10 protein-coding genes are annotated in these 8,947 nt (G+C 62.3%); 4 read left to right on the forward strand and 6 right to left on the reverse strand.

What is annotated here, in order from left to right:
• Nucleotides 1-3 precede the first annotated feature (3 nt).
• Genes EKO19_RS38765 through EKO19_RS32960 form a run of 4 tightly spaced genes read right to left on the reverse strand, consistent with a single transcriptional unit; the run spans nucleotide 4 to nucleotide 1,640 of the window.
• Nucleotides 4-444, reverse strand: coding sequence for a DUF1801 domain-containing protein (locus EKO19_RS38765; protein WP_217705761.1), 441 nt, complete (start codon nucleotides 442-444; stop codon nucleotides 4-6).
• A complete protein-coding gene (locus tag EKO19_RS32950) occupies nucleotides 441-890 on the reverse strand; it encodes a DUF1801 domain-containing protein (RefSeq protein ID WP_129781655.1) in 450 nt (149 codons plus the stop codon). The genes EKO19_RS38765 and EKO19_RS32950 overlap by 4 nt, the downstream gene beginning before the upstream one ends.
• Nucleotide 891: 1 nt before the next feature.
• A complete protein-coding gene (locus tag EKO19_RS32955; RefSeq protein ID WP_129781656.1) occupies nucleotides 892-1,320 on the reverse strand; it encodes an SRPBCC family protein in 429 nt (142 codons plus the stop codon).
• A complete protein-coding gene (locus EKO19_RS32960) occupies nucleotides 1,317-1,640 on the reverse strand; it encodes an ArsR/SmtB family transcription factor (RefSeq protein WP_129781657.1) in 324 nt (107 codons plus the stop codon). Before EKO19_RS32960 ends, EKO19_RS32955 begins: the two co-directional genes overlap by 4 nt.
• Before the next feature lie 133 nt (nucleotides 1,641-1,773).
• On the opposite strand from EKO19_RS32960, the gene EKO19_RS32965 reads away from it, so the two are divergent.
• The 3 genes from EKO19_RS32965 to EKO19_RS32975 all read left to right on the forward strand — a co-directional run bounded on the left by EKO19_RS32965 (nucleotide 1,774) and on the right by EKO19_RS32975 (nucleotide 5,663).
• Entirely contained in the window at nucleotides 1,774-2,124 is a 351-nt protein-coding gene (locus tag EKO19_RS32965) for a YajG family lipoprotein (RefSeq protein ID WP_129781658.1), read from the forward strand.
• 93 nt (nucleotides 2,125-2,217) lie between these two features.
• Nucleotides 2,218-3,582, forward strand: a complete 1,365-nt coding sequence (locus tag EKO19_RS32970; RefSeq protein WP_157995552.1) for an alpha/beta hydrolase family protein — start codon at nucleotides 2,218-2,220, stop codon at nucleotides 3,580-3,582.
• A gap of 65 nt (nucleotides 3,583-3,647) precedes the next feature.
• The gene (locus tag EKO19_RS32975; RefSeq protein ID WP_129781660.1) at nucleotides 3,648-5,663 is read left to right on the forward strand and encodes a PhoX family protein; all 2,016 of its coding nucleotides are present in this window, start codon (nucleotides 3,648-3,650) and stop codon (nucleotides 5,661-5,663) included.
• On the opposite strand, the gene EKO19_RS32980 is transcribed toward EKO19_RS32975, so the two are convergent.
• Both EKO19_RS32980 and EKO19_RS32985 read right to left on the reverse strand, forming a co-directional pair.
• On the reverse strand, nucleotides 5,664-5,849 hold the full coding sequence (locus EKO19_RS32980; RefSeq protein WP_157995553.1) for a DUF3187 family protein: 186 nt from the start codon (nucleotides 5,847-5,849) through the stop codon (nucleotides 5,664-5,666).
• 35 nt (nucleotides 5,850-5,884) lie between these two features.
• A complete protein-coding gene (locus EKO19_RS32985; RefSeq protein ID WP_129781662.1) occupies nucleotides 5,885-7,300 on the reverse strand; it encodes an FAD-binding oxidoreductase in 1,416 nt (471 codons plus the stop codon).
• 32 nt (nucleotides 7,301-7,332) lie between these two features.
• Between EKO19_RS32985 and EKO19_RS32990 the strand changes: the two genes are divergently transcribed.
• The gene (locus EKO19_RS32990; protein ID WP_129781663.1) at nucleotides 7,333-8,469 is read left to right on the forward strand and encodes a DSD1 family PLP-dependent enzyme; all 1,137 of its coding nucleotides are present in this window, start codon (nucleotides 7,333-7,335) and stop codon (nucleotides 8,467-8,469) included.
• Nucleotides 8,470-8,947: the final 478 nt, after the last annotated feature.

An 8,947-nucleotide genomic window follows, 5' to 3' on the forward strand; every position in this document is an offset into this window, starting at 1 on the left:
GCCTTACATCTTCTCGCCCGGCAATGCCGCGGCTTGTTTGATCCAATTCGCAAGCTGCGCTTCGTCCACCTCATCGTGTTCGCGGATGTCGAAGTAACGAACGGCGGGATATTTGCTGAGCCCGGCGGGAGGGGGCTGCAGCGACGAGCCTTTGAAGAAGGTCAGCTTCACGTACTTGTTGAAGCAATGGAAGCTCAGAAACCACAGATCCCGCTCCATGCCATAGAACGGTGAGTTCCACTTCACGGCCTTGTGAACCTTGGGCACGTGTTTGGTGACGAGCCGGTCGAGGAACTCGCCGATATCGCGCTTCCAGCCAGGCATCGCGGCGACATAGGCCTGCACGGGCTCGTCGCCATAGCCCTTGGCGATCTGCGGGTTGCCGCCGGAGAGCAGGACGACTTTGTCGCTTGCCTTCGACGCCGACTTGCGAGGCTTGCTCACGAAGCCTGTTTGGACTTGGCGCCGTTGCGAGCCACCGCGGCTTTGATGAGCGCCTTGAATGCGCGCGCGTCGACTTGCTCACCTTCTTTGATATCGATGGCTCGTCGCAGGTTGCCTTCCAGGCTGGAATTGAAAATCTTCGACGGGTCGGGGACGCTGGCGCCGCGCGCGAACGTGAGTTTCACATGAGTTTTGTACGACTCGCCGGTGCAGATGATGCCGTTGCGCGACCACACCGGATTGCTCCACTTCCATTCCTCGACGATCTCCGGATCCGCTTCGAGAATCAGCTCGCGCATGCGGGCCAGCGTCTCGCCGCGCCAGTCCCCGAGCTCGCGAATGCGAGCGTCGATGAGTTGCGAGGCAGGTTCCGCAGCAGCAGTGGCTGCGAGCTTCTTTTTGGCCGGTGACTTGGCTTTGGTGGTTTTCTTCGCGGCGGAGGCCATATCAATTTACCTTTGCCAGAACCTGTTCGAGCTTGCCGAGGAACTGTGCCCAGCCGGCCTTGGCGCCGCCGTAGGCCTGTTTCTGTTCCTTGCGGAAGCCGGCCTGTTCCATGCGCAGATGAGTGCCTTTGGCCGTCGGCGTGAGTGTCATCGTGACCACCGTCCTGGTATCGAACGCCGGATCGTCATGCGGAAAGTTCCAGCTGTACGAGAGCGTCTTGTGCGGCTCGAGGGCCAGCACTTCACAGGAGAGCACGCCGCCCCAATCGCCGCGCAGGCTGAATTTGTGGCCGACCACGGCTGCGAAATCGTTCTTCATCAGCCATTCTTCGAGCAAGTGTTGTTGAGTGAGCGCGCGCCAGACCTTTTCCGGTGGGAACGGCAGTTCGCGTTCGACGACGGCGACGAGGGTTTCGGGGGCGGTGGTCATTGATCCATCCTCTTCAACAAATCTTCCAGCCGGTTGAACCGGTTTTCCCAGAAGCCCGCCATCTGGCGAGTCCAGTCGATCAGCGGACTCAAGGCACCGAGCTGGGCGCTGTAATGGGTCTGACGACCCTCCTGGCGATCGCGCACCAGGCCGGCGGTCTTGAGCACGCCGAGATGTTTGGAAACAGCCGGCTGCGAGATGCCGGCGTGCGCGGTCAGCGCACCGACCGTCTGCTCACCTTCGCGACACAATTGCTCGAAGATCTCGCGTCGGGTCGGATCGGCAAGGGTTCGGAACAGCACATCGTGAGTCGTCGACATGAACAACCATAACTGGCTGGCTATGGGTCGATATATAACCAGCTGGCTATGGATGAGTCAAGCCGGACTGACTTGACTGCTTGGCCGCATCGCTTGCACATTGGCTCGAGCCGCCACTCGTACGAGAGCAAAGATGTCGTACCGCATTCACCGACGCATCGGTTTCGCCGCCCTGATCCTCGGGGCCATCGCGTTGAGCGGCTGTCAAACGACACCGACCCAAGCGCCGGTCGCGCCCACCCTGCGACTTCTCCAGGCTCAGCCACTGACGGTGGCGGATAACTGCGAAGCCAGCGGCAGTTACTTTGTTGAATTCACCGTGACCAGCGACGGTCGCACCGGTGACATCCAGGCGCCCGCAGGTCCGGCGTGCGTGCAGGAGGCATTGACGGCCTGGGTGAGTTCATTCCGTTACGAGGCGCCGGGCCAGGAGATTCCGTCGGGCGTCGAATGGATGATGGTCACGGCTCGCAAAGGCTCGTAATCAAGCCGCGAACCCGGCTGGCAACCTTCCTCGATCCCGCCGCGTCCAACCGCCATGAAGGCCCACCCCGGGCCCATGGAGACGCGGGCTCGCATGCAAAAGAAAATATTGTGGACAGTGGCTGGACTGCTGCTGCTCGCGGGCGTGGCCTGGTTTGCCAGCAATCGTAAAGAACCGGCCGACACTCGCTATACCGGTGCATATCGATTCGACGACGGCACGCTGATGGTCGTCGGGCCGCGTGACACCACCGATCTGCGATTCAAATTGATGAATGGCCAGACCGGTGCGCTATGGCCCACCGATAAGAAGGGCAGCTTCGAAGGCGGCGAGGGTTGGGCCGAGCGCGAACCCGTCACCAATCGCGTGCAATTTCAGCGCGACGGCTCGGGCCAGGTCACCGGGCTGACGTGGCAGCGAGTGGGCGACGTTAAATCACCCAGCGGTAATGCGATGCGCGTTCCTTTGCGTGAGGCAAGGGTGACGTTTCCCAGTGGCTCACTCACGTTGCGTGGCAAGTTGATCCTGCCCGAAGGCGCGGGACCGTTTCCTGTGATGATCCCAGTGCATGGCTCCGAAGATTACAGCGCCGTGGACCATTACTCCGATCCATACCTTTATGCCGCGAATGGAATTGCCGCATTCGTCTACGACAAGCGCGGCACCGGCGGCTCGACGGGAACATACACCGCGAACTTCGACGTGCTCTCCGACGACACCGTCGCCGCCGTTCAATACGTGCGCCAGCGACCGGAGATCGATGGCGACAAAGTGAATCTCGCCGGTTACAGCCAAGGCGGCTGGATCGCACCGCTCGCGGCGTTGAAAGATGGTCACATTCGCAGCGTGTTCGTCGGTTACGGCGTGGCCGTGCCGGTGCTGGGGGAGGATCGTTGGGGTTATGTGTACGCGCTTCAGCAGAAGGGCTTCGGTGACAAGGAGATCGCCGAGGTGGACCACGTTGCCGCCATCATCGGTGACATCGTCGATCGCGGTCAGAATCGCTGGTCCGACTTCTCTCACGCGCTGCAGGAATCGCGCAGCAAACCCTGGTTCGAGACTGCGAAACACAGCGACTCCATCTTCGGCATGATTGTCGGCACCGACCTGCCACTGTGGGTGGTGCGCCCGTATCTGTGGTTGAAATATGGCCGCAACGATCCGCCTTTCATCGATCGTCTCTACGATCCGGTGCAGACGCTGGCGAAGCTGGATGTGCCGAGCCTATGGATTTTCGGCGGTAAGGACTCGAGTGCGCCGACGCAATGGAGCATCGATGCGCTTCAGAAACTGCAGGCCGACGACAAACCTATCGAGTATTTCATCTACCCCGACGCCGAGCATGGCATCACGCGCTTCGAGCAAAAGGATGACGGTGAACGCGTCACACTGGGGTATGAAGAGGGTTACTTCCGTCAGCAACTGGAGTGGTACCGCAAGCAGAGCGGTTTGCAGTAACACGAGCGCAGTGGAATTGCGGTAGGCTGCAGCGTCCTCAACCGCAGCTACCGACGCCACCGCTCATGACTCGCCGACGTGCTCCCGACGCGCCTCGCTTCGAAGATCTGCTCGCGCAACGACTGACGCGCCGTCAGGTATTGCAGGCTGGCGCGGCTATCGCGGGGTCGGCGCTGCTCGCATCGCCGGATGTGATGGCGTCGAGGAGTCCGCAGCAGCTCGGCTTCAAGCCGATTCGCGGCACCAAGGCCGACGCCATCGTGCTGCCGCCGGGCTATACGCATGACCTGGTGATCCGCTGGGGCGAGAGTCTGTCGTCGTCCGTGCCCGATCTCGACGCCAGCAAGCTCAATGCCGGTGTGTTGCTCGAGCCCAAGGCGGCCGAGCAGCAACGTTCGCAGTTCGGACAGAACTGCGATGCCATTCATTTCTTTCCGCTCAACGGGCGCAGCGATCACGGCGTCCTCTGCGCGAACAACGAGTACACCGACGACGGGCTGATGTTTCCTGACAATCCCGGGCTGCGCGGCATCCGTAACGCCGCGACTCGCGCGTATGTGAAGCGGCATCCGCAGGTGGTGGCGGTTACCAAAGCGGCTCAGGGCGTGTCCATCGTCGAGGTCGAGCGCACGCGGGGCCGCTGGCAATTCGTGAAGGACTCGAAATACAACCGTCGCATCACGGCGGACACGCCCATCAACATCGGCGGCCCGGCGCGTGGCGCGGCGCTGATGAAGACCAAGGACGATCCGGCGGGGCAGCGTGCGTTCGGCACGTTTGCCAACTGTGCTGGCGGCGAAACGCCGTGGGGCACGTATCTCACCGCTGAAGAAAACATTCAGGACTACTTCGCCAATCTGGATCGCTTGAAAGCGCGCAACGATGTCGATCCGTTCATCGTCGATGCGCATCGTCGCTTCCGCATGTGGAGCGCGCAGTCGCTCTATAACTGGGATGTCGCCGACTCGCGCTTCGATCTCGCCGTCACGCCGACCGAGCCGTTTCGATTCGGATGGATCGTGGAAATCGATCCGCTCGATCCCACCAGCACGCCGGTCAAGCGAACGGCGTTGGGGCGCTTTGCGCACGAGGGGGCGAGTCCGGTGATTGCCCGGAACGGGCGCGTCGCGGTTTACATGGGTGATGACGACAAGTTCGAATACGTCTACAAGTTCATTTCGAACGGGCGCTTCGAGCCGAAGAATCGCCAGGCCAATCGCACTCTGCTCGAGCAAGGCACGCTGCACGTCGCGCGTTTCGATGCGAGCGGCAAAGGGCAGTGGCTGCCGTTGGTGTTCGACCCGAAGGGCCCGTTGAATGCCGCTGCGGGATTTCGCGATCAGGCGGATGTGCTCATCAAGGCGCGCATGGCGGCGTATCTGCTCGGCGCAACGCCGATGGATCGGCCCGAAGATGTCGAAGCAAATCCGACGACGGGCCGCATCTACATCGCCTGCACACGCAACGAAAGCCGCACGGTCGAATCTGGGGCGACGACGTATGGCGGCCGCGAGATCGACACGGCGCCGAACGCCGCCAATCCGCGTGGCGCGAACAACTTCGGTCACATCATCGAGATCACGGAAGCGGGTGACGACCACACCTCGCTGGAGTTTTCCTGGGAAGTGTTCTTGCTCGCGGGCGACCCTTCAGGCGATCGCTTGATCACCGATCTCAGCCAGGTGAAGGCGGATAGCGCCTACTACGCGGGCTACGCCAACGCGGCAGATCTCAGTCCGATCGGCTCGCCCGACAACATCGGCTTCGATCGCATCGGCAATCTTTGGATCGTGACCGACGGCGCGCAGCCCGATGCCGGCAACAACGGTTGCTTCGTCACGCCGACGTCCGGGCCGGATCGGGGCCGCTTGCGGCAATTCATGAGTGGCCCGGTCGGCTGCGAAGTGTGTGGCTGTCAGTTCTCACCCGATGATGAAACGCTGTTCATCAGCATCCAGCATCCGGGCGAGGGCGGCTCGACCGCCGACCCGCGCAGCCACTGGCCGGATGGTGGCCACAGTCAGCCACGCGCGAGCGTGATCGCCATTCGCAAGGAAGGCGGCGGCCCCGTCGGCAGTTGATCAGCGGCGTTCGACCGGGAAGTAAGCGAGCCCGAGTTGCGCGCCGATGTCGGGTGTGTTGCTGAAGTTGGAGATGTTCTCGGTCACGGCGAGGCTCCACTGCGCATGCCCGATGCGCTGCTGCAGGCCGAGGCTCAGCTGATATTTATTTTCAGTGAGTTCTTCGACGTCCTCGGCGTTCTGCACCGTGCTCTTGCTCGCGTACGCCTGCAGACGACTCCCTACAGCACCTTGCCAGGATTCATGATGCCGTTCGGGTCCAGCGCCTGTTTGATGGCGCGCATGACTTCGAGCGCGACCGGCGACTCATATCGAGCCAGTTCCTCGCGCTTGAGCCTGCCAATACCATGCTCGGCGCTGATGCTGCCGCCATAGCGCGCGATCAGATCGTGCACCGCCCGATTGATGTTCGGCGCCAGTCGCAAAAACGATTCATCGTCGCCGTCGATGGGACGGCTCACATTGAAATGCAGGTTGCCGTCGCCCAGGTGACCGTAGGAAACAATCCGCCCGGTGGGCGCAATCGTGCGCACCAGCTGCGACGCTTCGACAATGAACCGCGGCAGTTCGCTGGTGGTCACCGACACGTCGTGCTTGATGCTGGCACCAATGTGATGCTGGGCTGGTGGGATGCTCTCGCGCAGCTTCCAGAACATTTCCCGCTGAGATTCGCTGGAGGCGAGCGCGGCGTCGGCGATTTCACCTTGTTCCATCGCGGCGGCCAGCTCGGTCTCGATGGCCTCGCGCATCGACTCGGCCTGACGGCCCATGCCGATTTCGAGCAGCACGTACCAGTCGTGGCGTTGATCGAGCGGATCGGCGGTGTTCGGGATGTATTGGAGGACGAGGTCCAGTGCGAAGCGTGGAATCAGCTCGAACGTCGAGACCGCGTCGCCGGTGAAGGCGCGCAGTCGAGACAGTAACGAGACGGCATGTTGTGGATCGGGAATGCCGACGAAGGCGGTGACGGTGGTCGCCGGCCGAGAAAACAATTTGCACGTGGCGGCAGTGATGACGCCTAGCGTGCCTTCGGCGCCCATGAACAGGTTGCGCAGGTCATACCCGGTATTGTCCTTGCGCAGCGGTTTGAGGTCATCGAGCACGCGCCCGTCGGGCAGCACGACTTCGACGCCGAGAATGAGGTCGCGCATCATGCCGTAGCGGAGCACGGCGGTGCCGCCGGCATTGGTCGACAGGTTGCCGCCGAGCTGGCAGGAGCCCTCCGATCCGAGGCTCATTGGGAATAAGCGATCGACGGCAGCCGCTGCCGCCTGCACCTCGGCGAGCACACAGCCGGCTTCGGCGATCATGGTGTAGTTCAGTGGATCTACTGAACGGATGCGTCGCATGCGGGCGAGCGACAGCACGATCTGCGAACCGTCCTCACTCGGCGTCGCTCCACCGCAGTAGCTGGTGTTGCCACCGACCGGCACGACGCCCACGCGGGCCTCGTTACACATACGCATGATGGCGGACACTTGCCCGGTGCTGTCCGGGCGCAGGACCAGCGGCGTCGCGCCCCGATACAGTTTGCGATGGTCGACCAGGAAAGGCTCGATATCCGTCGCCTGATCGAGATAGCCCTGCGGACCGACGATGCGACGGAGATCGGCGAGCAGGGAGTGGGTGATGCTCATGAGGTAAGCTTACTCCAACGGAGGAATGACCGATGCTCGATGACTTTCGCTTACACCAGAGTTTGATCGGCCGCGCCGGCTCGCGGTCCGAGCTCAATACGCCAGTTCTGATCGTCGACCGCGACGCCCTGGAGAGAAACATCCGCCGGATGGCGGAGCTGTCCCGCAAGCATGGCGTGGCGTTGCGGCCGCATGCCAAGACTCATAAGAGCGTGGATATCGCGAAGCTGCAGATCGCGGCGGGGGCGGTCGGTCTGTGTTGCGCGAAGCTGGGCGAGGCGGAGGCGCTCGCTGAGGGTGGGGTGGAATCCATCCTGATTACCTCACCGGTGGTGGCGTCGCCGGCATTGACGCGGTTGAGTGCGTTGAACGAGAGGATTCGAGACCTGGCGGTGGTCGTGGACAACCCGGCGAACGTTGCGGCGCTGGCGGCGGTGGTGACGAAGCCCTTGAATGTGTTGATCGATATCGACCCGGGCATCCGGCGCACGGGCGTGCCGTCGGCGGCTGCGGCGGTCGAGTTGTTCAAGGTCATCGGTCAGCATGAGAATCTTCGCTATCGAGGCGTGCAGATGTACTGCAGTCGACAGCAGCACATTGCGAGCTATCAGGAGCGGATGGCTGCGCTCGCCGAGCGCATGGAGTATTTGAAGTCGGTTATCTCGGAGTTGAAAGCTGCGGGTGGCGCGCCGGAGGTGGTGACGGGGGCGGGCACGGGGTCGCATCACATCGATGCGGCGTTGGGTGTGCTCACTGAGTGGCAGACCGGGTCCTATGTCTTCATGGATCGGCAGTACACGGAGTGCGATCTCGCGAACCAGCCTTCGGTGCCCTATGAGTATTCGTTGTTCGTGGATGCGAGGGTGGTGAGTGCGAATACGCCGGGGCAGGCCACGATCGACGCTGGGTATAAGGCGTTTGCCACTGATGGTGGGCCGGCGGTGGTGTTGTCGGGGGCGCCCGAGGGCAGCACTTATCAATTCATGGGCGACGAGCATGGGATTGTGCATGACCCTTCGTCGAAGCATGTCTGGACGATTGGAGATGCGGTTCGACTGGCTGCCCCGCATTGTGATCCGACGGTGAATTTGTACGATGCGTATCACGTGGTGAGCGGCGAGACGCTCGTTGCGATTTGGCCGGTGAGTGGGCGGGGGCGGTCTCGGTAAGTTCGCTGTTGCTGGGGCTGGCTGTCGGAGCCGGATTCGGATTTTCGGAGTCGGAGTCAGAGTCAGAGTCGGAGTCAGATTCGGAGGCGTCGGTGGTCCGGCGTCGCCAGGGTGGGGGATCTCCTCCCCGGCACCGCGACACACGCCTGCGCACGCTTCGCTCCCGCTGTCGCGGGCGCCCTGCTGCACCTCCCTGTGGCTGCTATCGGACCGCCATCCCTGGCGGATCCAATTGCCGGGGAGGAGATCCCCCACCCTGACGCCGCCCGATGCGTCAACTGCGCGTTGCGCGTGACGCTGCTCCGACCGTGCGACTGTCAGTTGTGAATTTGAGCGTGCACGTTGTGGAGATGGCGTTGCGGCCGCGCTTGAGCGCAGCCGCCGCTGTCGCTGCTATAACGATCGAGCTCAATTCAGCAGCTAACCTCGGTCACTGCTACATCGATCGAGCTCAACTCAACAGCTAACCTCGGTCGCT

This window comes from Peristeroidobacter soli, from assembly GCF_004138485.1.
Classification (GTDB): Bacteria; Pseudomonadota; Gammaproteobacteria; order Steroidobacterales; family Steroidobacteraceae; genus Steroidobacter; species Steroidobacter soli.

Excerpts from the sequence above, each read along its gene's own strand:
- EKO19_RS32950 (WP_129781655.1), bottom strand. The coding sequence starts at position 890 with ATGGCCTCCGCCGCGAAGAAAACCACCAAAGCCAAGTCACCGGCCAAA.
- EKO19_RS32955 (WP_129781656.1), bottom strand. The coding sequence starts at position 1,320 with ATGACCACCGCCCCCGAAACCCTCGTCGCCGTCGTCGAACGCGAACTG.
- EKO19_RS32960 (WP_129781657.1), bottom strand. The coding sequence starts at position 1,640 with ATGTCGACGACTCACGATGTGCTGTTCCGAACCCTTGCCGATCCGACC.
- EKO19_RS32965 (WP_129781658.1), top strand. The coding sequence starts at position 1,774 with ATGTCGTACCGCATTCACCGACGCATCGGTTTCGCCGCCCTGATCCTC.
- EKO19_RS32970 (WP_157995552.1), top strand. The coding sequence starts at position 2,218 with ATGCAAAAGAAAATATTGTGGACAGTGGCTGGACTGCTGCTGCTCGCG.
- EKO19_RS32975 (WP_129781660.1), top strand. The coding sequence starts at position 3,648 with ATGACTCGCCGACGTGCTCCCGACGCGCCTCGCTTCGAAGATCTGCTC.
- EKO19_RS32985 (WP_129781662.1), bottom strand. The coding sequence starts at position 7,300 with ATGAGCATCACCCACTCCCTGCTCGCCGATCTCCGTCGCATCGTCGGT.
- EKO19_RS32990 (WP_129781663.1), top strand. The coding sequence starts at position 7,333 with ATGCTCGATGACTTTCGCTTACACCAGAGTTTGATCGGCCGCGCCGGC.